The organism is Nesterenkonia flava (genome assembly GCF_031432335.1).
GTDB lineage: Bacteria > Actinomycetota > Actinomycetes > Actinomycetales > Micrococcaceae > Nesterenkonia > Nesterenkonia flava.
Map to the genome: position 1 here is coordinate 1 of NZ_JAVKGT010000024.1, position 25,000 is coordinate 25,000.

General features: G+C 65.1%; 22 protein-coding genes, 1 other RNA gene and 2 pseudogenes. 10 read left to right on the forward strand and 15 right to left on the reverse strand.

The window, feature by feature from the left end:
* Window positions 1-65 precede the first annotated feature (65 nt).
* The 4 genes and pseudogenes from RH857_RS09535 to RH857_RS09550 all read left to right on the forward strand — a co-directional run bounded on the left by RH857_RS09535 (window position 66) and on the right by RH857_RS09550 (window position 2,682).
* Complete coding sequence (locus RH857_RS09535) at window positions 66-215, forward strand: metal-sensing transcriptional repressor (RefSeq protein ID WP_374761148.1); 150 nt, start codon at window positions 66-68, stop codon at window positions 213-215.
* 333 nt (window positions 216-548) lie between these two features.
* On the forward strand, window positions 549-1,181 hold the full coding sequence (locus tag RH857_RS09540; protein WP_310537750.1) for a DUF305 domain-containing protein: 633 nt from the start codon (window positions 549-551) through the stop codon (window positions 1,179-1,181).
* Window positions 1,182-1,308: 127 nt separating this feature from the next.
* Window positions 1,309-2,066 (forward strand): annotated as a pseudogene (locus tag RH857_RS09545) (cytochrome c biogenesis CcdA family protein).
* A gap of 187 nt (window positions 2,067-2,253) precedes the next feature.
* Entirely contained in the window at window positions 2,254-2,682 is a 429-nt protein-coding gene (locus RH857_RS09550) for an SGNH/GDSL hydrolase family protein (protein ID WP_310537751.1), read from the forward strand.
* A 46-nt stretch (window positions 2,683-2,728) separates the two neighbouring features.
* Here the strand turns inward: RH857_RS09550 and RH857_RS09555 are convergent, their stop codons facing one another.
* The 4 genes from RH857_RS09555 to merA all read right to left on the reverse strand — a co-directional run bounded on the left by RH857_RS09555 (window position 2,729) and on the right by merA (window position 7,297).
* Window positions 2,729-3,538, reverse strand: a complete 810-nt coding sequence (locus RH857_RS09555) for an AAA family ATPase (protein WP_131333169.1) — start codon at window positions 3,536-3,538, stop codon at window positions 2,729-2,731.
* Complete coding sequence (locus tag RH857_RS09560) at window positions 3,535-4,932, reverse strand: TnsB C-terminal domain-containing protein (RefSeq protein ID WP_310537752.1); 1,398 nt, start codon at window positions 4,930-4,932, stop codon at window positions 3,535-3,537. The genes RH857_RS09555 and RH857_RS09560 overlap by 4 nt, the downstream gene beginning before the upstream one ends.
* 7 nt (window positions 4,933-4,939) lie before the next feature.
* A complete protein-coding gene (locus RH857_RS09565; protein ID WP_010534181.1) occupies window positions 4,940-5,536 on the reverse strand; it encodes a recombinase family protein in 597 nt (198 codons plus the stop codon).
* Window positions 5,537-5,872: 336 nt separating this feature from the next.
* On the reverse strand, window positions 5,873-7,297 hold the full coding sequence (merA, locus tag RH857_RS09570; protein ID WP_065361614.1) for a mercury(II) reductase: 1,425 nt from the start codon (window positions 7,295-7,297) through the stop codon (window positions 5,873-5,875).
* A gap of 107 nt (window positions 7,298-7,404) precedes the next feature.
* Between merA and RH857_RS09575 the strand changes: the two genes are divergently transcribed.
* Window positions 7,405-7,794: a heavy metal-responsive transcriptional regulator gene (locus RH857_RS09575; RefSeq protein ID WP_019157843.1), complete on the forward strand. Its 390-nt coding sequence runs from the start codon at window positions 7,405-7,407 to the stop codon at window positions 7,792-7,794.
* A gap of 698 nt (window positions 7,795-8,492) precedes the next feature.
* Here RH857_RS09575 and RH857_RS09580 read toward each other — a convergent pair.
* Together RH857_RS09580 and RH857_RS09585 are read right to left on the reverse strand one after the other, a co-directional pair.
* Window positions 8,493-9,803 carry a hypothetical protein gene (locus tag RH857_RS09580; protein WP_310537754.1) on the reverse strand — a complete coding sequence of 437 codons (1,311 nt, stop codon included), beginning with the start codon at window positions 9,801-9,803 and terminating at the stop codon, window positions 8,493-8,495.
* A gap of 59 nt (window positions 9,804-9,862) precedes the next feature.
* Window positions 9,863-10,369 (reverse strand): ATP-binding protein, encoded by a 507-nt coding sequence (locus tag RH857_RS09585; RefSeq protein ID WP_310537755.1) that lies wholly within the window; start codon window positions 10,367-10,369, stop codon window positions 9,863-9,865.
* 140 nt (window positions 10,370-10,509) lie between these two features.
* On the opposite strand from RH857_RS09585, the gene RH857_RS09590 reads away from it, so the two are divergent.
* Both RH857_RS09590 and RH857_RS09595 read left to right on the forward strand, forming a co-directional pair.
* A complete protein-coding gene (locus RH857_RS09590; protein ID WP_310537756.1) occupies window positions 10,510-11,100 on the forward strand; it encodes an alpha/beta fold hydrolase in 591 nt (196 codons plus the stop codon).
* 151 nt (window positions 11,101-11,251) lie between these two features.
* Complete coding sequence (locus RH857_RS09595; RefSeq protein WP_310537757.1) at window positions 11,252-12,514, forward strand: glycosyltransferase; 1,263 nt, start codon at window positions 11,252-11,254, stop codon at window positions 12,512-12,514.
* A gap of 22 nt (window positions 12,515-12,536) precedes the next feature.
* On the opposite strand, the gene RH857_RS09600 is transcribed toward RH857_RS09595, so the two are convergent.
* From RH857_RS09600 to RH857_RS09625, 6 genes are all read right to left on the reverse strand, one after another.
* Window positions 12,537-13,511: an acyltransferase family protein gene (locus RH857_RS09600; protein WP_310537758.1), complete on the reverse strand. Its 975-nt coding sequence runs from the start codon at window positions 13,509-13,511 to the stop codon at window positions 12,537-12,539.
* Between the two features lie 19 nt (window positions 13,512-13,530).
* Window positions 13,531-15,036: a DUF2079 domain-containing protein gene (locus RH857_RS09605; RefSeq protein ID WP_310537759.1), complete on the reverse strand. Its 1,506-nt coding sequence runs from the start codon at window positions 15,034-15,036 to the stop codon at window positions 13,531-13,533.
* Window positions 15,033-16,892, reverse strand: a complete 1,860-nt coding sequence (gene mptB, locus RH857_RS09610) for a polyprenol phosphomannose-dependent alpha 1,6 mannosyltransferase MptB (RefSeq protein ID WP_310537760.1) — start codon at window positions 16,890-16,892, stop codon at window positions 15,033-15,035. Before mptB ends, RH857_RS09605 begins: the two co-directional genes overlap by 4 nt.
* 35 nt (window positions 16,893-16,927) lie before the next feature.
* Window positions 16,928-18,376: a glyceraldehyde-3-phosphate dehydrogenase gene (locus RH857_RS09615; RefSeq protein WP_310537761.1), complete on the reverse strand. Its 1,449-nt coding sequence runs from the start codon at window positions 18,374-18,376 to the stop codon at window positions 16,928-16,930.
* Window positions 18,377-18,467: 91 nt separating this feature from the next.
* Window positions 18,468-18,831: RNase P RNA component class A (gene rnpB, locus RH857_RS09620), an RNA gene on the reverse strand.
* Window positions 18,832-18,878: 47 nt separating this feature from the next.
* Window positions 18,879-19,874, reverse strand: a complete 996-nt coding sequence (locus tag RH857_RS09625; protein WP_310537785.1) for an aldo/keto reductase — start codon at window positions 19,872-19,874, stop codon at window positions 18,879-18,881.
* Window positions 19,875-20,012: 138 nt separating this feature from the next.
* On the opposite strand from RH857_RS09625, the gene RH857_RS09630 reads away from it, so the two are divergent.
* Entirely contained in the window at window positions 20,013-20,780 is a 768-nt protein-coding gene (locus tag RH857_RS09630; RefSeq protein WP_310537762.1) for a YaaA family protein, read from the forward strand.
* Window positions 20,781-20,822: 42 nt separating this feature from the next.
* Here the strand turns inward: RH857_RS09630 and RH857_RS09635 are convergent.
* The 3 genes and pseudogenes from RH857_RS09635 to RH857_RS09645 form a co-directional block, all read right to left on the reverse strand.
* Window positions 20,823-21,284: pseudogene (locus tag RH857_RS09635) on the reverse strand (reverse transcriptase-like protein); the annotation flags it as partial.
* Window positions 21,285-21,363: 79 nt separating this feature from the next.
* On the reverse strand, window positions 21,364-22,059 hold the full coding sequence (locus RH857_RS09640) for a TIGR03085 family metal-binding protein (protein ID WP_310537763.1): 696 nt from the start codon (window positions 22,057-22,059) through the stop codon (window positions 21,364-21,366).
* A 77-nt stretch (window positions 22,060-22,136) separates the two neighbouring features.
* Complete coding sequence (locus RH857_RS09645) at window positions 22,137-22,985, reverse strand: Nif3-like dinuclear metal center hexameric protein (RefSeq protein ID WP_310537764.1); 849 nt, start codon at window positions 22,983-22,985, stop codon at window positions 22,137-22,139.
* A 74-nt stretch (window positions 22,986-23,059) separates the two neighbouring features.
* On the opposite strand from RH857_RS09645, the gene RH857_RS09650 reads away from it, so the two are divergent.
* Together RH857_RS09650 and msrA are read left to right on the forward strand one after the other, a co-directional pair.
* The gene (locus tag RH857_RS09650; protein ID WP_310537765.1) at window positions 23,060-24,310 is read left to right on the forward strand and encodes an aminotransferase class I/II-fold pyridoxal phosphate-dependent enzyme; all 1,251 of its coding nucleotides are present in this window, start codon (window positions 23,060-23,062) and stop codon (window positions 24,308-24,310) included.
* 28 nt (window positions 24,311-24,338) lie between these two features.
* Window positions 24,339-24,902 (forward strand): peptide-methionine (S)-S-oxide reductase MsrA, encoded by a 564-nt coding sequence (gene msrA, locus RH857_RS09655; RefSeq protein WP_310537766.1) that lies wholly within the window; start codon window positions 24,339-24,341, stop codon window positions 24,900-24,902.
* Window positions 24,903-25,000: the final 98 nt, after the last annotated feature.

Genomic DNA, 25,000 nt, shown 5'->3' on the forward strand with positions numbered 1-25,000 from the left:
CATAGCTACATCCTTTCAGCTTAAAAAGATGCGGCATCAAACCTGGGACGCTTCAAATCAGTTCCATCACCGCAGCGCTGAACAACGTCGCGCTGAGCTTACTCGATGACCATGTGCGCCACTGCGTCGTCCGTGCCGCGCAAACCGATGGGCCAGAAGCCGAAGAAAAACTCACCGAAGCCGCCGATGCCATCGCCCGGCTCGTTCGCTCCTAAAAATCGACCAGGGATCGTGGGGAACTTTCCTGCCTCCGCGGCCTGGGTGGACCCCAGCCATGGGTAAGAGCAGGTCAGCGGCTTGCTGACCTGCTCCCAACCTGAGCTGGCCCTGGCACCGACCCTCTGGGCGCTGGGCGCACGAAGGTGCGTTCAAAAAAGCCAAGACCGTGGGCGGCTGGGTAGAAGACATCTGGAGCAAAACAGTTCCCCTTGCTGCACCCCAAAGGTACCCTTGGGGGGGGTATGCCTATCGTGGACGCGGGGTCCTGCCCAGTCAGCTGCTCATGGCCCACAGCGCCCGACACACCAGACGTGGGAAGGTGCCATTTCATGACAAGAACACCATTTCAGCGCCGCATGCTGAATCTCATGGCGATTGCCGCCCTGGGGGCCGGTGTCGTCTCGTGTGCTGACCAGCCGCAAGACACCGCGATGACCGATATAGATGGGGTCGCGGTGACCGCCGGGGCGAATCAACCAGAAGAAGTCAACGGCGTGGATCTGCATTTTGTGGCGATGATGACTCCACACCATCAACAAGCCGTGGACATGAGTGAGATCATCCTGGCTGCCGAGGGCACCAGCAGCGCCACCGATGACCTAGCACAGCGAATCAAAGTCGGCCAGCAAGAAGAAATCGACCTCATGGTCGGCTGGGCTGATGCCTGGGACCAACACGAGCTGATGGCCCATCATGCCCCACACATTGCCAATGGCATGATCACCCCCGAGCAGATGGACCAACTAAAAACCCTGCAAGGTGATCAGGCCGACACCCGGTTTCTGCAATTGATGCATTTCCACCACGAAGGGGCCATTGCCATGACCCAGGACCAGATCGACAACGGCGGCTACCAGCCCCTAGTTGACCTAGCCCAACAGATGATTGAGATCCAAACTGCGGAGATGCGCGAAATGGAAGACCTCCTGGAGGCCAAAGGTGAGGGCCTGCTGGCCGAGTAACGCCCCGCCCCCACCGCGACGCGCAGCCTTGCAACCCTGGCTACTGCTGAAGTCTTTAATTTCCCCTTGTTGGATGCCCACCGCATAAGGAGTCTCCGGCGTGACCACACTGTCCAACGCTATCGCCATGACGAATAATAGTATTTTTGCAGAAATCGCCCTGGACGGCTCCATGCTCCTGGCGGTGCCGGTGGCCATCCTGGCAGGCCTCGTCTCATTTTCTCCCCCTGTGTCCTGCCCCTGGTACCAGGGTATCTGGGCTATGTCACCGGCATGTCCGGAGTCAACCTCGAAAACCAACAACGCGGCCGGATGTTTATTGGCATGAGCCTCTTCGTCCTGGGGTTCACCATCGTCTTTGTGCTGCTGGGCCTCGTGTTTTCCTCAGCCTTCATCTGGCTCCAAGGCGACGGCCAGTGGCTCACCCAAGTACTGGGCCTCGTCGTCATCCTCATGGGCGTGGTGTTCATGGGCGGACTCTCCAAACTCCAACGCGACCATCGCCTCACCTACCGACCCCAAGCCGGATTACTGGGCGCCCCCATGCTCGGGGTCATCTTCGGCCTGGGCTGGGCCCCCTGTATCGGCCCCACCATCTCAGCGGTACTGTTATTATCCTCCGCTGGCTCCCCCAGCCCCACCCGCGGCGGCCTCTTAGCATTTGTCTACTGCCTAGGCCTCGGCCTCCCATTTCTGCTCATCGCCCTCGGATTCAACAGATTTATGGGCACCATGGCCTTCTTCCGCCGACACCAACGACTCATCATGCGCCTCGGGGGCGGCCTACTGATCCTCGTCGGCGTGCTAATGGTCTCAGGCATTTGGAACCTCTGGGTCACAGAACTCCAAACCTGGTTCGCCAACGAAGTCCGCCTCCCCATCTAAACCTCAACACCACCGCACCTGAACAACATAATGTAGCGGCCCCACGGGTACACCCTCTCTGACACTCCCCACCTCGGATTTTTTCAATACCACTGCACATAGTCGCTGCTTCGCCTATACCCCTCTGGGGTATATTAGCCGCATGGGTATAGCACTACGGCGCAGCCGAGCATAATCACGCAACCACATGATGCACTGGGCACAGCCCCAAGAAGGCACGCTGACCTATGTGGCACTTGGTGACTCGGCTGGCGTTGGCGTCGGAGTGGATGAACCCGGTCAGGGCTATGTGGGCGTGATCGCCAGACGACTTGCGGAGGTCACCGGAGAAACAGTTCGCGTCGTGAATCTTTCGACCTATGGGGCAAAAGCCAAGAATGTGCTGGACGCGCAGCTACCAAAGCTTGCTGAGGTCATGGCACCGGATTTCGCGACCTGCGTGATCGGCAGCAACGATGTGGCCTGGTCACCAGCTTTCAAGGCTGACGACTTCGCGCGCGATATGACAGCGATCGCATCGAAACTGTCCCAGGGAACGGTGATGGGTCTGGTGCCGAATTTCCTACATTGGCCATACGACCGCCGCGCGAACAAAGCGAACCAAGCGATACTGTGACTTCGTCTGCTGAATGGCGGGGTTCTTCGGTCGCTTCGTGGCGGGGTCAGGTGACACCGATGACCAGGGTGCTCTGTGCGGCTTCGATGACGTCGTTGGTGATGGTGTCGAGTTCGTTGATCTTCAGGACCCGCTGGATCTGGGGGAAGAGGCGTTCGAGGAGCCGGAAGTTGCCGCGGGTGATCCGTGCGATGGCTTGGGCGTCGGTGAAGTCGTCGGGGTCGAGGGTCTTGCCGAGGGATCGCCAGTGTCGCTCGAGGACGAACAGCAGTTCGTCTTGTCCCAGGGGTCGGTACTGGTGGGCGAAGCCGACTCGGCTGTAGAACTGGGGGTAGTGGCTGAACTGCTTCTCCAGGCCGGGCATGCCGATCAGGATCAGGGCGATGTCGTCGCGGTCGTAGCGATCGCGCAGCAGTTCCAGAGCGGCGGGACGCAGTCGTTCGGCCTCGTCGACGATGATCAGCTCCACGTAGTTCCTGCCGTGTCGCCATCCCCAGGCCTCGGGAGTGGCCGTGCCGGGAGGTACGAGGTGCTGCTCGATGCACATGTTGGTGCGGGTGATGGCTTGGGTCAGCTCGTCCTTCAGGGTCCGCGGGGTGGTCAGCACGCTGGGGGTGTAGAGCACGGTGCGGCTCCGGTTCAAGGCGGCGTAGATCTTGGCGTCGTTGTCGGAGCGCGGCCCCCAGTAGGTCAGCAGGTCATGAGCCTTCTCGTAGTGTGCGTAGCGGCGCGCGGAGAGTGTCTTTCCTACGCCGGCTGATCCGAAGCACAAACCGATGGTGTGCCCGCGGCGCACGGCGTCGGCGAACTCGGTGAAGCGGCGGTGCTCCTTGGTGACGATGAAGCGCTGGCTCACCTGAGGTCCTCCTTGTAGATCTTCAACGCCGACCTCGGCGCCGGAGCCGGTGCTTCGGTGATCCGTGGCGTCTCGGTAGGTGCGGCCACGAGGGCGATGCGTTCGTTGATGCCGGCTCGCAGCGCCCGGCGGCGGGCGTTGCGCGCGGCCTGGATCTCCTTGAGGCTGACCTTCTGGTCGTGGTGCTCTTGGTTGACGGCCTTGCAGACGAATTCGTCGTGATCGAAGACGCGGATCTCGGTGATGTCGCGGGGGTCGTAGCGGATCACGACCGAGCGTCCGACGTAGCCGGCCAGAGTTGGCGAGACGTAGCGCAGGCCCTGGAAGCGGATGCCATCGCGGCGCACGACGCGGGTCTTGGCGACGGTCAACAGCAGTCTGTCAAGGTCTTCCAGGCTCTCGGGCATTCGGGGCAGCCAGCCATCGGCGATCCACGCGCTGCGCGGGGAGGTTCCGAGCTCGCTGTGCGTGCGGTCGTTGTAGGTGGCCACGAACGCCTCCAGGGCGCTATCGAGGGCGGCTAGGGACAGTTTCGGTGTCGGCCAGGGGTGCCCTTCGGTGATGTGTCCGGGCAGGGTGGCGAGTAGCTCGGTGTTGATGGTGCCGAAGAACCGCTCGATCTTGCCCCGTCCCTGGGGTCGGGCGACGGTGGAGTGGATCAGTCGGATGTGGAGGTCGACGGCAGTGTGGGCGAGCTGGTCACTGGTGAAGTCGCTGCCGTGGTCGACGTAGAGCACGTCGGGCAGGCCGCACATCGGCCAGGCCGGGTCGGTCTTGTGCCAGATCGCTTGGCGCAGCGCCAGGGCGGTGTTCATCGCCGACGGTGCGCCCAGGAAGACTGTGTAGCCGCAGACCGCCCGGGAGCAGTCGTCGAGGATCGTTGTCAGCCATGGCAGTGCGGGCTTGCCGTCGGTGCCCACCACCAGGATGTCGAGCATGGTGTGATCGGATTGCCACATCGCGTTGGGCAGCTCTGCTTGCCGGCGTAGCACCAGCTCGTGCTTGTCGCGGTAGGACGCTGCGCCCTCCAGGGCGAGGGTGACCATGCCGGGATCCAGGGTCCGCACGATGTCCCACACCACCGAGTAGGAGGGGACCGGCCACCTCCGGGCGGCGCAGATGCCCGTGACTTTGCGATGGATCGTGGCGATGGCCGGCCGCGGCTTGCTCAGTGCCAGGCCCTCGATCAGGTCGACGAGGTCGGGCGGAAGGCGGCGGGAGCCGGCGTCCGCCCGTGAGGCTGTCTCCAGTCCGGCGTAGCCGTCGGCGCGGTAGCGGGCGTGCCAGCGCTCCAGGGTCCGCAGCCCTACATCGGTCTCGCGAGCTAAGCGCGCGAGGGGCACCTGGTCCTCGACGTGGAGCTTGAGGATTCGCCACCGCGCTCGAGCGTCCACGGCGCACCTACTGCAAGGCGTTCTCGCGCCCGCGCTCGGCGCGCTGAAGGGCGCGGTAGACCGTGGAGCGGCCCACGCTGAACAGCTCGGCCAGCTCGCCCACGGTGTGCTCGTCGGCAGCATGTAGCTGGACGAGGTGAGCTTCTTGCCGGGGGGTGAGTTTCGGTGACTTCCCGCGCAGCCGGCCCTTGGCCTTGGCGACCTTCATCCCCTCGCGGGTGCGGGCACGGATGAGGTCGGCTTCGAACTCGGCGACCATCGCCAGCACGTTGAACAACAGTTTCCCCATCGGGTCGGTCGGGTCGTACACCGATCCGGCGATGCTCAGCTTCACTTCCCGCGCCGCGAGGTCGTCGGCGATCTGGTGGGCATCACGGACTGAACGCGCCAGCCGATCGAGCTTGGTGACCACGAACGTATCGCCGTCCCGGCAGGCAGCCAGCGCCTGCCGCAGGCCCTCACGGTCGGCGTTGCGGCCCGTGAGCCCGTGATCGACGTAGATGCGCTTGGGATCGACGCCGAACGCCGCGAGTCCGTCACGCTGCGCGGTCAGGTCCTGCTCGTCGGTGGAGACTCGGGCATAGCCGACCTTCAAGGGGGACATGCTCCCCAGTGTGTCATATAGCCTCCCTTCACCGGACAGTTCACCGGACGGGTCTTACGGGACAGCCCGCCAGGCGTGCCGTCGTTCCTCTCGATAAGTAGCGGTGGTGTCCGGTGAGGGTTCCCCATGCGGGACCCTCGGAAGTGTGCCGTCGAGGGACCGTCGCGAGGTGATCGATGGTGATCGGGTCACCGGCGGCGCGCAGCCGCAGCAACGGGACCAGCAGGGCGGTCTCCTCGGACCGGACGAGCCGGTCTGCCAGGTGGGTGGTCTGTCAGGTCGGTGGTGAGGATCGTCTCATTGAGTGCGTCCAGTTCTATTGGGGTGAGTGCGCGGTCAGGCGCAGCAGGACAGCTTCGAGACGTCGGTGGTGAAGGCCTTGGCGACGATGCGGATGCCTTCGGCCATGGTCAGGTATGGGGCCCACGCGTCGGCGACTTCTGCGATGGTCTTGCCGAGGATGTGGACGCCGGCGGCGGCGAGCTCGCCGGCGTCCTTGGCGACAGCGGTGAGACCGAGGATCTCGCCGGTGTCGGCGTTGGCGACCATCTTGATGAACCCACGCATGTCCCGGTTCACCAGCGCACGGGGCACGTACTCCAGTGGCAGGACGCGGCAGTCGCAGCGGATCCCGGCCGCGATGACCTCCTTCTCGGTCATCCCGACCGCGCCGATGGCGGGACCGGTGAACGTCACCCGAGGCATCCGTGTGTAGTCGACCGAAGTGTTGGCGTCGGTGAAGGCGTTCTCGGCGACGATCGTGCCGTGCCGGGCCGCGACATAGACGAACTCGGGGTGCCCGGTGACATCCCCGCCCGCCCAGACGCGGGGGTTGGCGGTCTGCAACTGGTCGGTGACCACGATCTGTCCGGCCTCGCCGGTCTTCACCCCCACGGCCTCGAGGTTGAGCCCCTCGGTGACCGGGCGGCGTCCGAGCGCGACGAGGATCTCGTCGGCACGGAACTCCTGCTCGCCGCCCGAGACCTCGGCCATGACGACGACCTGCCCGGTGACGGTATCGCGGGCAACGCGGGAGGGAACAGCGCGGCGGACCACCCGGATGCCCTCGTCGGCGAAGACTTCCTGCAATGATCTGGAAACCTCCGGCTCCTCCTTCGACGCCAGCCGAGAACGCACCAGCAGGGTCACCTTCGAGCCGAGCCGGGCGAACATCTGGGCCAGCTCCAGCGCCACGTAGCCACCGCCGAGCACCAGCAGCGAGTCGGGGCGCTCGGACAGTTCCATCGCCGACGTCGAGGTCAGGTACTCGACGCCGTCCAGCCCCTGGATGAGCGGGACCCAGGGACGGGTGCCGGTAGCGATCAGGTAATGGGCGGACTCGATGGTTTCCACGGTGCCTTCAGCGGCGGTGACCTCCAGCACAGGCGCATCCGGGGTGCCGGCGAAGGCCGCCTGGCCCTGGCGGACCGGCCAGCCGTAGGCTTCGGCCACGTCGAAGTACTTCTCACCCCGCATCGCCTCGACCAGGTCCTGCTTGCCACCCACCAGCCCGGGCATGTCGACCGCGCCCGCGGTGGCGGCGATCCCCGGGAACCGGGAGCCCGCGTCCGCGGCCACGTGGCGGGCCTCGGCGGCCGCTATCAGCGCCTTGGACGGCACGCACCCGGTGTTCACGCAGGTGCCGCCGAACGTGCCGCGCTCGACCATCACCACCGACTTGCCCAGCGTGGTGGCGCGGATCGCTGCGGCGAACGCCGCGCCACCCGACCCGATCACGGCCAGATCAATCTTCGACTGCATCCCGAACCCTCCCCGGACTGTTGAGAAATCCTCCTGATGCGGCGATACTAAAGCTTCCAGTACAGGGGAAGGTCAAGGGTGAGACCTGTGACACACGAGGGGTGAGGATGCGGATCGGGGAGCTCGCTGAAGCGGCCGGCACGACCACGAAGACTCTGCGGTTCTATGAAGACCAGGGGCTCTTGCCCCCGGCCGAGCGCACGCCCGGCGGCTACCGCGACTACACGACCGAGAGCCTCACCCGGATCGACTTCATCCACCGCGGCCAAGCCGCCGGACTCTCCCTCGCCCAGATCCGGCAGGTCCTCGACATCCGCGACCACGGCCAAGCTCCCTGCGATCACGTACGCGACCTGCTCGACGCACGCCTGACCGACATTGACCTGAAACTCAGACAGCTCCACGACCTGCGCGACACCCTCGCCGGGCTACGCGACCAGGCCGAGCACGTTGAGCCCGACACGTGCAGCTCCGACCAGGTCTGCCGGTACCTGTAGCCAAGCCCGACGCCGCACGGACACGCCATCGAGGGGTGGTGGTCGACCGAGCCCCAGCCGCACAGCTGGAACGTTCCGCCTCGACCTACTGACACGAAAGTGTCAGCGGCGTAGTGGGCATCGGAACTGCGCCCGAGGGACTCACAGCACGTATCGATCCGGGTGGGTCGACAGGGGTGAGGGTCGCCAACCCCGGTAGTCGTATGGGGATCCTCTTGCGGGACATTGTTCTTACTCCCAGCAAGCCTTGCCTGCGGGAGCGGAGACCGCCGCGGAGCGCCTGACGAACCCCGCCATTTAGCTCACAAAGTCACACGATACGCCACGCAGCGGGCTTGCAGAATCACGCCATTGCTGACCTTGACACTGCAACCAAAGCATTGTCGCTTCGCGAGTACCTAGGGACGTTCGCCGGCGACTACTTTCACCCCAACGCGACGGGCCACGCCCTGTATCTGGGAACAGCTCACCGACCAGCTCACTGCTTCTGCCTCATGATGGCCAGCTCAAAGACAAGATCTCACTAGCATCTGGGCAGCATAGCGTGCTAGCAGGTATACCCTCTTTTACGCGCGCATCTATCCGCCTTGGTCAGCTCCGGGACTCTAGGTGGTGCATTTGGGTAGCAAGAGTTAGGTGACAGGCAGGCCGCCACATGAAGCTGCGAAATCCCGCCAAACGAAGTTAACAGTCACACACTAAGGACGCCGATTACCGCTGCCGAAAAACCGCCACTTATCGTTGCGACTCACAGCCTGGGCGTTGAGCACCAGCGGATGAGCCACCGGCGTCTCCGCATACGGAATCAGGTCGCGATACGCCTCGGCGAAGCATCCGACCTGACGGGCTCGTCCTCCGCGGGCCATACGCAGCACCGCACGGAAACTGGCCGTGATGGGCACCTGCGGGAGCTCCTCCAACGCGGCCGTGACCTCCTCGAGGGCGTCTGCCATCCGCTCCGGCTCCACGGAGGCCAGCGCGGTGCCCAATCTGATGACACGCCTGAGACCCATCACCAGCATCAGCTCGCGGGCATGAGGCGTCGCCTCCCCCACAGGCGCGGACTGGTGCGCGGCAAGCGTCTGCTCCCGAGAGCTCAGCGCCGCGAGAACCTCCGAACGCACCGCAGTAATCCGATCCGGAAGCGCGCTCAGGGCGAGCATCACGTTCAGTTCTGCGACCGCTTGCCCCAGAATCAGTAGCCCATCCGGATCTGCATCGACGTTCCGGCACTGGTTGAGGGCCGCAACCGCTTCATCGAGCTCGCCGCGCTGCAGGGCGATCAAGGACAGCGCGCCCTGGCGCAGCGGGCCGGCCTCCCACCCGGAGATCTCGGTCTCGAACTCGGGAAACACCGTGATCTCGCCCACCGTCAGCGCGGTGACAAACAGGCGGATCAGCAGCCCGCGCGAAGGCTGCCAACGGGCGGCGGCGAGCAGGTGCTCCACGGCGAGCGGAAAGTCACTGCGCTCCAGCGCCTCATCCGCGTGGCTGACCAGCTCGGCCAGCAGGGGCTGGTGATCGGACTTACCTGGTACCAGCTGTGCCGCCCGCACTCGATGCTGCAGCGCCGCAGGGGAGTCCACGACGCCGGCGATGAGCTCGTGCACCATTGCTGCGTCTTCTTCGGAAGTCCGCGCCATCACGGCGCGGGCGACCGGTTGATTCAGCGCCTTATAGCCCAACCGGTTCGCGTCCCAGGTCACCAGGCCCGACTCCAGCAGCTCCGCCAGGTCCACCTGCCCCGAGAGCACGGTCTGGATCTGCGTCCTGCTCAGTGGCGCTCCCACGGCACACAGCAGAGCGACCGCGTTCTGCAGTGGCTCGTCGAGCTCCTGGATGCGCTCGGAGACCTCCGTGGCCAGCCGGCGCTGCGAGGGCCCATGGGCCACCGCGGTCAGGGCGCCAGAGAGATCGCGGTGTCCGATGGGAGATTCGCTCAGGTGCTCTGCCAGTTCCGACACCAGCCCTGGGTAGGCGCCGGTTTCGCAGACGACGAGGTTCAGCACCTCCTCGCCGACCGGTGTATGGATGCGTTGAGTCAGCAGCTCGCGGGTATCTCCGCGCGTCAGGGGCCCAACTCGATGAACGTTCCTGTGCTGCTCGTGCGCGCGAACCCGGCCATGCGGGCCACAGTGCTGCGGCGGGAGGGGCGGGCCGTGAGCACTGCCAGCAGGGGGCCTTGCTGCGCTGCTGTAGCGGCGTCGAGGAGCGCAGCGGCCGAGGCGTCGTCGGCTTTGTCGAAGTTGGCGAGTTTCAGGACCATCGGGCTGGTCTGGGACTCGGCCTCTTCCACAACCACCTGGACGAGTTCCTTGGAGGTCAGCCCGCGGACCTTCTCCGGGCGCAGCGCCATCAGGTGGCGCAGCAGCGAGCCGGCGTCATGCAGATGCCCCTCATCCAGTGCCATGCTGAAGTGGCGCCACCCGCTCAGCGGCCGCAGCGCCTCACGCACCAGCGCAGACTTTCCGATGCCCGCAGGGCCCTCAACGAAGACCACCTGAGGCCGGCCGTGGTAAGCCTGCTCCGCCGCCGCACGGATACGGTCGATCTCAGCCTGCCGACCTACGAACATATCCTCTGCGCCCGTTACGACTCGTCTCCCTCGGTGCCTCGTTGCGCCTGTCATTCCTGAAGAACGGTCTTCAGCTTACCCGCCAGAGTTCACCAGCCGGTTCACTGGGGATGACGAGTATGTTTCGTTACGGTGGACCCATGGGCACCGCGTTCTATCTCCTTCAGGGTCTCGCGCAGGACACCTCCGACTGGGACCGTGTCATTGAGCATCTCCCTGAGGACGTCGAGATTATGCGCGTCGATGTCCTCTCCCTCGGCTTCGACGGCGACCGCTTCAGCCTCAGCAGAGCGGCCGAGGAACTCCACCAGAAGCTTGGCCACTCTGAAGCCGTGATCTGCGGGCTCTCCTACGGGGCGGTGATCGCTGCCGAACATGCGATCTCCTACCCAGGTTCATCGCATCGGTATGTACTTGCCGGCCTCCAGACCAAGACACGCCGGGGCCCAGGCCGAATCCTGCGTATCGCGTACCCCCTCGTGCACCAGTTCATGCAGATGCGCAGCGGGCGCAGACTGTCCCGGGCTAAGGTCCGCAGCATGATGAGCATGTACGCGCGGCTGGACCTGCGCGACCGCCTGTCCCTCATCACCAGTCCCGTCCTGCTGATGACTGGGCGGCTGGATCGCGTGCACTTCCGTCCGGCCCGGGATGTCCTGGCGAGGGTGCCGCAGAGCGAGTTCGTCGATCTCGCAGCAGCCGGACATGAGAGCAACAAGAGCGCTCCCTAACAGCTGGTGCGCTTCGCCCGCCAGCCCCTGGTCTGAGGAGGATCACACTTCCGCTGTGCCGGTCCTGCGCCCACGGTGTCAGGCACAGCTCGTAGAATGGACACCTGCGCACTCGCTGCGCGCCCGACTGCACCCAGGCCCCGGAGATTTCATGCCCACTGTTTCCCCCTTCTCGGGAGCTGCCGGGCTCCGCGTCGTCATGCTGTCCCTGCACACATCTCCACTGGCCCAGGCGGGAACGGGCGACGCCGGGGGACTCAACGTTTACGTCAATGCGCTCTCCAAGGCGCTCGCCTCCCTGGGCGTCTCTGTGGACCTGGTGACCACTAATCTCGATCACCACGAATCCACGCAGGAGGACCGTTCCACGACACTGCCTGATGGCCGTCGCCTCCACGTACTGCGCGTGTGCCCGACGTGCCGGGAGGATAAGAACCGGCTCCTGGAGTGCCTGGAGGATTTGGCCGCCCGCGCTGTCAGCGCGGTGCAGGCCGCCGACCCTGCGCCTGTGCAGGTGATCCACTCGCACTACTGGCTCTCGGGCCTCGCGGGCCGCAGCATGGCTGCCGCCCTGGACGCGGTACTGGTTCACACGATGCACACCATCGGCGCAGTCAAACGAGAGCGGGATCCCTTCGCCCAGGAGGATCCGCGCCGAGACCAGTCAGAGGCGCTGATCGCGGCGGAGGCGGCCATGCTCACGGCCAACACCCCGCGCGAAGCGCAGGATCTTCAGCGGCTCTTCGAGATCCCCCCCAGTCGCATCCGATTGCTACGCCCCGGCACCGATCTGAGTGTCTTTCACCCGCCCGTCGGCGAAGATCCGCGTTCTGGGCCTCTGCAGGACCGCCCGCTGCGCCTGACCTATGCCGGACGCCTTCAGCCGCACAAGGGACCGCAGGTCGCCGTCGCCGCCGTGGCTCGTCTTCGCCAGCTCTACCCTGAGGTACCAGTGCAGCTGACGATCGCGGGGCGCCAGTCCGGCCCTGACGCTCTGGACATTGAGGACCTGACCGCCCAGCACGGAATCGCCGACGAGGTGGTGCTCTCTGAGCCGCTGCCCCACCCAGAGCTGGCTGAGCTCTTCCGCCGCAGCGACGCGGTGCTGGTTCCGTCCTACAGCGAATCGTTCGGGCTGGTGGCGCTGGAGGCGATGGCCTGCGGCACCCCCGTACTGGCGCACAATGTCGGCGGACTCGCGGAGCTGGTCCGGCACCGTCGCACCGGCCGGCTGATCGACACGTTGGACCCTGATCAGTGGGCACAGCAGATGAAGTGGCTCATTCTGCACCGAAAAGCATGGAGCCGTTACAGCACAACCGCTGCGCACCTGGCCCGACAGTACTCCTGGTCGGCCAGCGCCCAAGCGGCGCTCGGCGCGTATCGTGAGGTTTCGGCGCTCGTTCAGCACTGACCGGGGGTGAGGCCCCGCGTGCTCAGCGGAGCCTGGCAGCTACCCACTGGTGACCCGGCGCGGTGTAGAGCCACGGCGTCCACGGTCTTGCCCACACCAGCAGCAGCGTGAGCGCCAGCGTGCACAGGGTCAGCAGCATCACATGCGCACCCGGACCCAGCTCCAGCCGGGAGAAGACATAGTCGCGAAGCAGGACGATCACCGGGAAGTGCGCCACATAGACGACGATGGAACTGCGGCCCGCCCATTCGACAAACCGTACGGGCCCGACTCGGGGAATCCGTGGAGCGATCCACAGGATCACGGCGATCCCCAGGGCAGAGACCCCCGCCGCTTCGAAGGTTCCCACACGGAGGGCCCGTTCCTCGACACCCAAGTGGGCGAAATACGCGCAGGCAATCAGCATGGGCACCACGATGAGCCAATGCGCCTTCACCCACTTCTGCACATACCCCCCGGCCCACGCTCCGAGGAAGAAGAAGGATCCGTACCAGACCATGCTGGTGCGGAAGTCTTCGTGCTGAATGTAGAGGTAGACCATGAGCACGAAGACCCCCAGATAGAGCCACGTGTGGGTCTGCGGGAATCGCACCGCCAGGGGTTTGAAGAAGGACGCAATCAGGTAACAGGCAAGCAGCGCCATCAGGAACCAGAGATAGTCCCCGGTGATCCAGTACTGGGTCCCCTGCGGCCAGCTGATGCCGGTGCGCACAAAGACCCCGTAGAGCAGCAGCCACACGACCAGCGGCCAGCCGATCGCAGCGATTTTTCCCCAGGCATAGATCGGCAGAGGTTTCGCCAGGGAGCGCTGCAGGAGCATGCCCGAGAGAAACATCAGCAGCGGCATACGAAACGGGGTCAGATGCCGGTTAGCATCGGTCCACCACTGCACGGAAGCACCACCGTGAGTATTCACGTGCAGGATGACCACCAGGATCACCGCGAGCCCTCGCAGCAGATCCATCCACTGCATTCGCGAGGCGTTGCTGGTTTTCACAGGGTGCAAGGTTACTGCACTACCTCTCGAGACCAACGTACTCAGCACATTCGGCGTGGTGAGGCGTGCTGCCGTCCGCGTCGACACGGCGCATCACCCACAGGCCCTGCTCGTCGGCCAGCACGGGTTCGAAGCCGAGACGCTCCGCCCGCTCGAACGCCTCATCCGGGGTGAGCGGGTCGCTACCGCCCAGTTCGCGTTCGTGGGCGTCAATGATCATCCAGTTGACCCGATCATCGTCGAGTGTGCCGGCCAGCCCCACATAAGCCCGGTCCACCAGGTGCGGAGCGGCACTGTCCGCGGCCTCCACGCATGCCCCGTCGGGAATGAGCTCCACAGCCTGCCGATGTGCATCCGTACGCGCCGGCTCCGCCCAGCTCTGTCCCGTGTAGGTGAAGTGCAGCGGGAAGATGTGATGGTGTCGCGGGACGGTGAATTGCAGGACTGCGCCGCCGACCAGGCTCAGCACCAGAAGGCCGGCGGGCACGACGACGGCGACTCGGTTGGCAATGCGCGAACCGCCGCGCAGAGTTCTGACTCGGCGAAGCGTATCGAATGCCGCCAGCAGGAAGATGACCGCCAGGATCGCGTCATAGTGGTACACGAGCCCCCAGACCGTTAGCCGGTCATTGAAGAGTCGTGAGAGCAGGATCGGCAGACCGATCAATACATACGGTGAAGCCAGTGGCAGCAGCCACAGCGGCACAAAATGAGCCACCAGCAGCGCAATCTTCAACGGATGGTCCACCAGGACAGGCAGGGCATTCCAGGGCTGGGTCAGCAGGAAGACCGCCGCGGCGGAGGCGCTGGCGCCCAGTGCGCTGTACTCCCAGTAGCTGAACTCTCCGTCAGCGGCGAAGTACGGGATGATCACGTCCACGGCCAGCCAGAGACCCGCCGCACCGCACACTCCAAGAATCAGCGCCTGGACCCAGTGCCGCTTCAGCATCAGCACCAGTGCGATGGCCACCAGAGTGGCCCCCATGTCTTCACGCACTAGCAGCAGGACCAGACTCAGGGAGACAGCCAGCCACGGGCGCCGGCGCTCAACGGCCCAGATCACCCAGCCGATGAGCGGCACTCCGAAGGCGATTTCGTGGAAGTCCCAATTGATGAAGGCTTGGAACGGCCACCAGAGCAGCAGAGCCACCACGCTCAGCAGAGCCACCCGGTGGCTGAACCATCCGCGCACGACAAGATAGACGGGCACCGCCGTTGAAACCAGCAGGACTATCAGGGCCGCATTGAGCACACGGGGGTCATCCCACACCCAGTACAGCGGCGCCAGCGTGGCGACGATGGGATGGAAGTGGTCCCCAAGGATGTGGAAGTTCTCGCCCTTGATCGGCACATAGGGGGCGTTGAACCGGGCGTACTGGCGGACTGCCTGGTCAAAGATGCCCAGGTCATAGCCGAGCGCCTCAAAGTTTCGGAAGCGAAGCAGCGAGTGGGCCAGATACAGCAGCCCCGCCGTGGCCATCACCGCCGCCAGGGATGCGGCCTGTGACAGCGGCAGGCGCTTCACCCCCGCCTCCCGGGACCTGCAGGAGAGTCAGGTTCAGGTCTCTGGCGTGGCGCGCTGGTCTCATGCTCGGCGGCCCGGGCACCGTCCTCTGCCGAAGGCTGAGCGCCGGTGGGCGCCGGCACCTGCGGCATGGCACCGGAATGAAACTGCTCCGCCGTCCGCGGCGTCGTCGTCGCGGATTCCGGAAGGGGTGAGACTTCGAGCCTCACACGGTCATAGACGTGCAGGGTGAGCACCCGCTGGGTGCGAGGAATCCGCAGCATAATCGGCGAGGCCCACCATCCTCGCGTCCAGACCCACCGGCTGGAGGGAAGCAGCGCGATCACCAGCATCGCCACCACGGATGTTCCCAGCGATAGACGCAGCATCTCTTCATCCAGGTCCAGGAAGGACCAGACCGAGAGCTGGTCCTGAGCGCCGTAGCAGATGAAGAACCCGACGGTGAAGACGACCCACTTGGTCTGCCAGTCATTGCGGATGCCGATCACTGCAAACAGCGGCAGCAGCCACAGCAGGTACCAGGGGTGGATGATCGGTGAGAGGACCACCAGCGCGGTGAAGGCCCACGTCATACGGTGCAGGATGTGCTTATCGCGGCCCACGAACATGAGGATCAGCACGATGATCACTGAGAGCAGGCGTCCGATCACCCGTACGGTGTCCAGGGTCCAGGAGGCATCCAGCCCAAAGGTCTGCAGGATGGTGCTCAGCACATCGTCGATGATGCCCATCGGGGACCAGAAGGACTTGCCCGTGTCCCCCGTGCCGGCCAGGACCAGCAGCCAGCCGAAGCCGTAGCCATTGATCAGGCCCACGACGAGCAGAATCACACCGGAGATGCCCGCCGTGGCGAACCAGCACAGGAACCGCCAGAACCAGGCGTGGACCCCCGGGTACTTCCGGATCAGATGCGCAGCCCACAGCAGGCCGATGAACGGCAGCAGCACCATGGAGATGATCTTCATGCCCACCGAGACGGCGACCAGGACCGCAGCCAGCACCCCGCGCAGCCACGTCCTGTCCGCAGTGGCGGCGGCGTAGATGCCCGCCAGAGCGAAGCCCATCATGAGCGCGTCGTTGTGAGCGGAGGAGATGAAGCTGATGATGAACAGCGGGTTCGCCGCAGACAGCCACTGGGCCCGGCCGGGGTCCCCTCCGTAGAGCCGCGCCAGCTTGGGCACGTAGATCATGATGAGCACGACGCCGATCACGCAGGCCAGTCGAAACAGGAAGACCGCGGGATCGACCGCGAGGCCCGTCATGCGCATCACGGCGGCTTCGATCCACAGAAACATGGGACCGTAGGGCGTCTCCGAATGCGCCCACATCATGTCAGTGCCGAAGTGGAACCAGTTGTCCAGCTGGGAGACGCCGACCTGGTAGGGATCCTGCCCGGCCAGCACCAGTCGCCCCTGATTGACGTAGGCGTAGACGTCGCGGGAGAAGATCGGCACGCAGAACAGATGCGGCAGTGACCACACGGCGGTCGCGATGTTGACGATCCGCAGCGAACCGCTGCGCCAGCTGCGCTGCTCGGCCTCGCGTAGAGCTCGGCCGAGCAGTAGCCAGGCGTGGAACATCACCCAGCAGCCCAAGGTCAGCGCCACCGTGGAGAGGGCGACGCCGGCAGGTTCCGTGCGCAGCGGAATCACCCACCACGAGCGATTCAGCGCCGAGGCGTTGGCCAGCCAGCCGACGCCGAAAGAGCCGAAGAGCACCAGCATGGACCCCAGGAAGCCCTGGATCAGGGCGCGCGGGGTCCCCGGGCTGCTCAGGCGGGGACGCTCGGCGTCGACGGGGTCTTCCGAGGCAGGCTGACGGACAGCCGCGGTGGGCTGCTGAGGATCACGGGGCACCCGTTGAAAATATCACCGCCTCGGCGGTTGACCCCTCAGATCGAGGGGTATTTCGCCGGCTCGGACTGCGCAATGTGCTCCAGCACACGGACCACCTGAGCCGAGTAGCCGAATTCGTTGTCGTACCAGACGTAGAGAATGGCCTGGCTGCCATTGACGATCGTGGCGAGGCCGTCCACCACGCCGGCTGCTCGGGAGCCCACAAAATCGGTGGAGACCACCTCGGTGGAGTCGATGTAGTCGACCTGACTGTGCAGGGGACCTTCGAGGGACTCCTTGCGCAGGAACGCGTTGAGCTGCTCCTTGGACTCCACGGGACTGTTCAGCTCCAGGTTGAGCACCGCCATGGACACATCCGGGGTGGGAACGCGGATAGCGTTGCCCGAGAGTTTGCCCTGCAGCTCTGGAAGCGCCTTGGCCACAGCCTTCGCAGCCCCGGTCTCGGTGAGCACCATGTTCAGAGCCGCCGAGCGACCACGGCGTTCACCCTTGTGGTAGTTGTCGATGAGGTTCTGATCATTGGTGTAGGAGTGAACGGTCTCCACATGCCCGTGATCGATCCCGTAGACGTCCTGCATGAGCTTGACCACCGGGGTGATGGCGTTGGTGGTGCAGCTGGCCGCGGAGAGGATGGCGTCGTCGTCGGCGATGTCGGTGTGGTTGACCCCGTAGACGATGTTCTTGATGCTGCCCTTCCCCGGCGCCGTGAGCAGCACGCGTGAGGCGCCGTGGGCCTGCAGATGCTGTCCCAGCCCTTCTTCGTCGCGCCACTTTCCGGTGTTGTCCACCACGATGGCGTCGTGGATCCCGTGGGCCGTGTAGTCGACCTCCGTGGGATTGTTCGCGTAGATGACCTTGATGTAGGTCCCGTTGGCGATGATCGCCTGGTTCTCCTCATCCACGCGGATGGAGCCGGCGAAGGGCCCGTGCACCGAGTCGCGACGCAACAGCGAGGCACGCTTGGCCAGGTCGTTCTTGCCCCCACCGGGACGCACTACGATCGCCCGCAGTCGAAGCCCGGAGGCCGAGGAGGCGTGCTCCACGAGGATTCGTGCCAGCAGCCGTCCGATGCGGCCGAAGCCGTAGAGGACCACATCGCGAGGCTCTGCACGGCCCTCGCCCTTCTTCCCGACGACGTCGGCCAGCTCTGCGCGAAGAAACGCCTCCAGCGACTCGGCGTTGGAGGCCTTGTATCGGTTGTTCAGCCGTGCCAGGTCAATGCTGGCGGCCCCGAGATCCAACTGGGTGAGCGTCTGCACAATGGGCAGGGTCTCAGAGATGGGGAGTTCGTGTTCATCCACCTGGCGCGCAAATCGGTGGGCCTTGAGGATGTCGATCGCCGACTGGTTCACCAGGCGACGACCATAGATGCCGGTGACCACGTTGTTTTCCCGGTAAAGCCGACCGATCAGCGGAATCATGGCCTCCGCTTGGGCTTCGCGCTCGATCCAGCTGTTGAGGTGGTCACTCACAGGTGCAGACATTTGAGGGGCGGTTCCTTTCAAGACGTCGTTGTCTTTGCCGGTTCAGAGTCTACGGGGTGAGCTGGAGGAATTTCTCACGGGGTGTGTGCAAGGGGCGGGCCGGCCGGTAAGCCGGGTTCTGTCGTGGACCATCATCCATCTGGGTCCCGTGTTGCCACGGGCCTCAAGCAGCCAACCCGGATGCTCGGGCGGGCAGCCCTGATAGCGCATCCTGTTCGGCCTTGCTCCGAATGGGGTTTGCCGAGCCGCCGCAGTCACCTGCGGCGCTGGTGGTCTCTTACACCACCGTTTCACCCTTACCCGGTCTGGGACCAGCCGGGCGGTCTGTTTTCTGTGGCACTGGCCTGCGGATTGCTCCGAGTGGGCGTTACCCACCATCCTGCCCTGTGGAGCCCGGACTTTCCTCGACGCTGCGTGATCATCACGTGCAGCGCCGCGATGGTCTGGCCGACCCGTCCCTTGCGTCATCCATCCTACGCGCTGAGTTCCGTGGTCCCACGCCCTACCGGGCGCCGGGCACACGAGCATCAGAGGAGATCAGGCTCTGCTGGCGCAGATCCTCCCAGAAGGCAGCAGGAATCTCCTCCTTCAGGGCAGCCAGGACCTCAGCAATGCGCTCGGGTCGGCTGGCGCCGGGGATCACCGCGGCCACTGCGGGGTGGGGCGTGGAGAACTGCAGCGCTGCGGCTTTCAGGCTCACACCGTGCCGCTGGGCGATCTTGCTCATCACGGCGATCTTCTCGCGAACGTCGTCGGGGATCTCCTTGTAGTCGAAGTGGTCTCCGCCCAGGAGCGCGCCGGAGTTGAAAGGACCGCCCACAATGATCCGCGCACCGGTCTCCTGGGCCTTGGGCATCATCCGCTGGAGAGCGCGCTCGTGCTGCAGCAGCGTGTACTGCGTGGCCGAGAGGCTCATGGTCGGCGGAGTCTCCTCCAGATCCAAGGCGAGCTCGATGGGCTCGGTGGTGTTGACCCCCAAGCCCCACCCGGAGATCACACCCTCGGACTGTAGACGGGAGAGCACCCGGAAGGCCCCGGTGCGGGCCTGATCGAAGAGACTGATCCACGCGTCACCGTAGAAGTCACGCGAGGTGTCGTGAACGAAGACAAAGTCCAGCCTGTCAGTCTTCAAGCGCTCCAGGCTGTCCTGGATCGAACGCTCGGTGGCCTCGGCGGAGAAATCGGTGATGACCTTCTTCTGGTGTCGGAACGCGAACAGTCCTTCCTTGGTCTCATGCTCGTCCGTGACCAGACGCCCGACCTTGGTGCTCAGCACGAACTCATCGCGGTTCTTCTCGGAGAGCACCTGCCCCAGGCGCTCCTCCGCAAGTCCCGCGCCGTAGAACGGTGCCGTGTCGAAGTAGCGGACCCCCTGATCCCAGGCGGCGCGAACAGTATCCAGAGCCTCCTCCTCGGGAATCTCCCGGAACATATTGCCCAACGGGGCCGTCCCGAATCCGATCTTGTTCTGCAGCAGCTCGTTGAGATCGCCCGTGATGTCTGCTCCTTAGCTGTTAGGGGGCGGTGCCGGAGGGTACAGCGGCACCACTGACGGCAACGACGCCCGTGAGGGTTTTCTCCGTCGTCGACCGTGACGTTGGGCACCGGAGGTCGACGACGTTGTTAGGGTGTTGCGGTGCTGATTTTCCTGCCGCCCTCCGAAGGCAAGACCGCCCCCGACGACGACGGCTCCAGGCTGGAGCTGACTGACCTGTTTCTGCCGGAGCTGGCCCCGGAGCGGGACGCGGTGATGGAGGCACTGATCTCCGTCAGCGCCTCCGAGGACGCCCAAGCGGTCCTGAAGGTCGGGGCAAAGGTCATGGGTGAGGTGCGGGCCAACACGGGCCTGCGCCAGGCACCCACGGCGCCTGCATGGCAGGTCTACACGGGGGTGCTCTTCGACGCCCTGCAGGCCGAGACTCTGAGCAGGGCACAGCTTCAGCGCGCCGCCTCCCAGGTGTTTGTCTTCTCGGGACTCTTCGGCCTCACCGGGTTGGCCGATCGCATCCCCGCCTACCGACTCTCTATGGATGTGTCACTGCCGCCACACGGGCGCCTGGGGACGTTCTGGAAGAAGGCGCTCGAAGCGCCGCTGAGCGAGACAGTCGGCGACCAGCTGGTCGTCGACTGCCGTTCAGCCACCTATGCCGGCGCTTTCAGGGCTCCGGCGCAGCAGACCCTGATGGTCAACAACTTCACGGAGAAGGACGGGGTGCGCAAAGTCGTCACTCACTTCGCCAAACACGCTCGGGGAGAACTCGCCGGAATGCTCCTGCGTGCGACGACACCGCCGGAGACGATCGACGACGTCGTCGCTGTCGCCTCTCAGCGCTGGCGGGTCGAGGTGAGACCGGCCCAGAAGAGCTCGCCGCACCATCTGGACCTGATCAGCGAGGGATGCTGACTCCTACGCCGGTCAGCGCTGAGGCTGGATGGCGCTGGCGGCGGGATCCCACTGGTTTCCGGCTGCTGAAGCGTCCATCGCCTCGTTGCTGAGCCTGTCGGCGTCGCCGTTCTTGGCCCGGGGAATCCAGGTGTAGGTGACCTGGAAGGGAGAGAGGATCTGGGATGCCTCGTTGGCCAAGCGTTTCATGTCCTCGTGCTTGATCTTCCAGCGACCGCTCATCTGTTCCACGACGAGCTTCGAGTCCATTCGCACCTCGACCTGGGCCGCGGGATTCAGCTGCTGGACCAGGCGCAGTCCCTCGATGAGCCCGGTGTATTCGGCGACGTTGTTGGAAGCGGTCCCCAGGGGAACCGCCACTGCGGCCAGTATTCGCCCCTGCTGATCACGCACGAGCGCACCTGCTCCGGCGATGCCGGGATTGCCGCGGCTTCCGCCGTCAGCTTCGACAATGAGTTCAGAGGGCGTGGGGGAAGACCGCGCGGCGGGGTTCTGTTCAGTCACAGCCGTCTACCTTACTCGGTGTGTCGGGGCTGCTGCGCCGAGACTGCCGTGTCTGAAGTGGCAGGGCGCCCCGGCCTGTTCACCGGTAGGCAATCTCCACGTCGGCATGGTCCTCACGCCCCGAAGCCCAGAGCAGCAGTTCCTGCGGCTCGCCCGTGACGAGCATCGGCTGCTGATCGGTCCTTCCTCTGGTGACAGCCCCGACGCGGGGACTCAGGAAGGTGATACGACGGCCTTGGCTGCGAGCTGCCAGGGGGAAGAACAACTTCACGCCGGTGCCCCACAGTGCACGCTGCAGCTGCTCAGAGACGTGCTGGGCAGGCACGTTCTGGCGCGCGCTGGCTTGCCCCTCCCCTGCGTCGTCGCCTCCTTGGGCGCGCAGGACGTCCTGGCCGTGGATGTAGAACTCTGCGGTGTTGACGAGGTTGTCCACCGGAGCCCAACGCTGGGGGAACAGCGGAGGCGGGCCGGCCTTCACCCGGTCGACAAGATAGTCGTACCCACGCGAGGCCAGACGGTCCATCGCGCTCTGCGCGCGGTGTTTCCACCCGGGAAGCTGCTGGCCCACCATCAGGTCCGGGCGGGAGTCGCGGACCACGATGTGCAGAGCGAGGTCTGCCGCTCGCCATCCCTCACACAGCGTCGGCGCATCAGGATCGACGCTGCGCAGGGCCGCCGCCAGCGCCATGCGCTGCTGTACGGCCACGGGACGGTTCGCCACAGAGGCGGACTCGGAGAACGTGCCATTGGCGGGCGGGGCCCCAGATGCAGACATGGCGTCAGTATAGGAGCGCACCGCCGGTCCGAACAGGGTTCAGCCGCACTTGGAGGTGCCGTACTACCGGTGCCGCGCTACCGTCCGGGGGTGATGACGAAGTCCCAGGGATCGGTATTAATCCCGGAGACTGCCACACTCACGTCATACCCGCGGTCAGCCAGGGCCCGGTCAAGTGCCTGGGCGGCTGCGGGCAGCCACATCCACTCCGAGGCGAAGTGGGAGACGTCGATCAGGAACGGCCGGCCGCCGACCCCAGCGGCCTCACGCGCCTCGGAAGCGGGGTGATGCCGCAGGTCTGCGGTGATGTAGACATCTGCTCCGGCCTCACGCGCCGCGGCCAGCAGCGAGTCCCCTGCTCCCCCGCACAGAGCAACCCGCTGAACGAAGGCGTCACGGTCCCCTGCCACACGCACGCCCCCGGCCACAGCGGGCAGAATGCCGAAGACCTTGGCGGCGAACTCACCCAGGGTGGTTCCGGCCGGCAGCGTACCGATACGTCCTAGACCCTCCTCGGGGAGCCCGGACTCGGCGGCCTGGAGGGGTGCGGAGTCTTCCAGGCCCAGGATCTCTGCGAGAACATCGTTGACACCGCCCACCGCCGAGTCTCCATTGGTATGGGCAGTGAGCAGGGCACATCCGGATTCGATGAGCCGGTGGATGACCTCGCCCTTGAACGTGCCCGCCTCAACCGTGGTGACCCCGCGCAGCAGAAGCGGGTGATGGGTGATGAGCAGATCAGCGCCGGCGTCGCACGCCTCCTCCACCACGGCAGATACCGGATCCACGGCAAAATGGATGGTGGAGACGGGCCGGTCGCGACGTCCGACCACCAGACCCACCGCATCCCAGGACTCAGCCAGGGAGGCGGGCCACAGCTCCTCGACGATGGAGAGGACAGTTTCCAGATCTGGGGTCTCAGCCATAGGTCTTTTCTACCCTGCTTCCGCGGCCATTGCCCCTCGACAGGCCGAACATGACACCTGGATACAGTGGTGGAATGACGACCACGCCCCCTCCCCGCCCCTACCCAGAGATGCCCTGGGCTCGTACAGCCGCCGGTGCCAATACCTATGACGCGGAGACCGGCAGCGTCTTGCCCACGATCTACGAACGCACCACCGCGGGGGCACTGGCCCACCAGGCGCTGAACCTGGGACAAGGGTTCCCCGATGCCCAGGGTCCCGACTGGCTGCTCGAGGCTGCGGCCCATTCCATCACCCACCACGAGATTGGACCGCCCAACCAGTACGCTCCCGGACTCGGCATCCCCGCGCTGCGGGAGGCCGTAGCCGAGCACTACCGGCGCCGCAGCGGCCTGGTGCTGGATCCCGAGACCCAGATCATGGCAACTACCGGAGCCACCGAAGCCATCGCGGCCACCATTCTTGCCTGGGCACGCCCCGGAAGCGAGGTGGTGGCCTTCGCCCCCTTCTACGACTCCTACGGTGCCTGCGTAGCGCTGGCGGGCGCCCGTCTGCGCACCGTCCCCCTGCGCGCTCCTGACTATCGTCCGGATCTCAAGGCCCTGGAGACGGCACTGACGCCGAATACCTCCATGATCCTCATGAACACCCCGCACAATCCCACGGGCACCGTCTTCAGCCGCGAGGAGCTGGCCAGGATCCTGCACTTAGCTGCTGAGCGGGACATCGTGGTGATGTGCGACGAGGTCTACGAGCACCTGATCTTCGATGACGCGTCGCATACCCACTCGCCGATCCTCACCGTTCCCGGGGCAGAGAATGTGGCGCTCGCCGTCGGCTCGGCCGGCAAGTCCTTCTCCGTCACGGGATGGAAGGTGGGCTGGCTCACCGGCAGCGCAAAGCTCGTCAACAGAGTGCGCGGCGTCAAGCAGTTCCTGAGCTTCTCCTCGGGACCGGCGTTTCAATGGGCCGTAGCCCAAGGCTTGCAGGATGATCAGGGGTTCTTTGCCGAGAATGTCGCCACCCTGAAGAAGGGACGAGACCTTCTCCACTCCGGGCTCGAACGAGCGGGACTGCGGGCCCACAGCCCCGACGCCGGCTACTTTGTGGTGGCAGACGTCTCCGGGGTCAGCGAGCACAGTGCTGAAGCTTTCTGTGCCGAGCTGCTGACCCACGCTGGCGTAGCCGCCATCCCCGTGTCCTCCCTCATCAGCGCTGAGACCCCTGCTGAGGATCCGCTCAGAAAGCTGGTCCGGTTCGCCTTCTGCAAGGATCACTCCACCCTGGAGGAGGCGGTGGAGCGGATCGTCCGGTTCACGGAATGATTCCCTGCACTGGCCGGTTGAGCTGGGCATGAGCGAGACACCGACTACAGGACATCGCACCATGGTGCTGGCGGCAGGGTGCTTCTGGTGCCTGGACTCGTTGGTACGCCGTCTTCGCGGCGTCACAAGGGTCCGCAGCGTCTACACCGGAGGATCGGCAGAGACCGCGACCTACCGCGCGGTGTGCTCCGGGACCACCGATCATGCCGAAGGGGTGCAGATCACTTTTGATCCCGAGCAGCTCCCGGCAGAGGTGCTGCTTGACGTCTTCTTCACCTCCCATGACCCCACGTCCCTCAACCGGCAGGGCGCCGATGTGGGCCCCCAGTATCGCTCGGCCATGTTCTTCAGGGATGAAGCCGAGCGTCTCGAGTTCCAGACCGCCATTAAACGCGCTCAGAGCCACTATGACCGCCCCATCGTCACCACCCTGGAGCCCCTGGGTGAAGTCTTTGAGGCCGAGCCTGAGCACCAGGACTTCTACGCCCGCCGTCCGGATGTCGGCTACTGCTGGGTCGTCATCGACCCCAAGGTCGCCGCGCTTCGTCGCAGCTACGAACCCTGGCTGCGCGAGGAGCCCCTGGCCGGCTGAACACCGCGGCGGGAACCCTCCTATCCTGTGCCGCTGCGCGAGGGATAGGGTGAGACCAAGACCACTGACCTTCTCAACCAATACAGTCCCACTACAAC

Excerpts from the sequence above, each read along its gene's own strand:
- RH857_RS09590 (WP_310537756.1), top strand. The coding sequence starts at position 10,510 with ATGGGCACCGCGTTCTATCTCCTTCAGGGTCTCGCGCAGGACACCTCC.
- RH857_RS09550 (WP_310537751.1), top strand. The coding sequence starts at position 2,254 with ATGATGCACTGGGCACAGCCCCAAGAAGGCACGCTGACCTATGTGGCA.
- RH857_RS09585 (WP_310537755.1), bottom strand. The coding sequence starts at position 10,369 with ATGTTCGTAGGTCGGCAGGCTGAGATCGACCGTATCCGTGCGGCGGCG.
- RH857_RS09645 (WP_310537764.1), bottom strand. The coding sequence starts at position 22,985 with ATGGCTGAGACCCCAGATCTGGAAACTGTCCTCTCCATCGTCGAGGAG.
- RH857_RS09575 (WP_019157843.1), top strand. The coding sequence starts at position 7,405 with ATGCGGATCGGGGAGCTCGCTGAAGCGGCCGGCACGACCACGAAGACT.
- msrA (WP_310537766.1), top strand. The coding sequence starts at position 24,339 with ATGAGCGAGACACCGACTACAGGACATCGCACCATGGTGCTGGCGGCA.
- RH857_RS09595 (WP_310537757.1), top strand. The coding sequence starts at position 11,252 with ATGCCCACTGTTTCCCCCTTCTCGGGAGCTGCCGGGCTCCGCGTCGTC.
- RH857_RS09615 (WP_310537761.1), bottom strand. The coding sequence starts at position 18,376 with ATGTCTGCACCTGTGAGTGACCACCTCAACAGCTGGATCGAGCGCGAA.
- merA (WP_065361614.1), bottom strand. The coding sequence starts at position 7,297 with ATGCAGTCGAAGATTGATCTGGCCGTGATCGGGTCGGGTGGCGCGGCG.
- RH857_RS09640 (WP_310537763.1), bottom strand. The coding sequence starts at position 22,059 with ATGTCTGCATCTGGGGCCCCGCCCGCCAATGGCACGTTCTCCGAGTCC.
- RH857_RS09540 (WP_310537750.1), top strand. The coding sequence starts at position 549 with ATGACAAGAACACCATTTCAGCGCCGCATGCTGAATCTCATGGCGATT.
- RH857_RS09650 (WP_310537765.1), top strand. The coding sequence starts at position 23,060 with ATGACGACCACGCCCCCTCCCCGCCCCTACCCAGAGATGCCCTGGGCT.
- RH857_RS09565 (WP_010534181.1), bottom strand. The coding sequence starts at position 5,536 with ATGTCCCCCTTGAAGGTCGGCTATGCCCGAGTCTCCACCGACGAGCAG.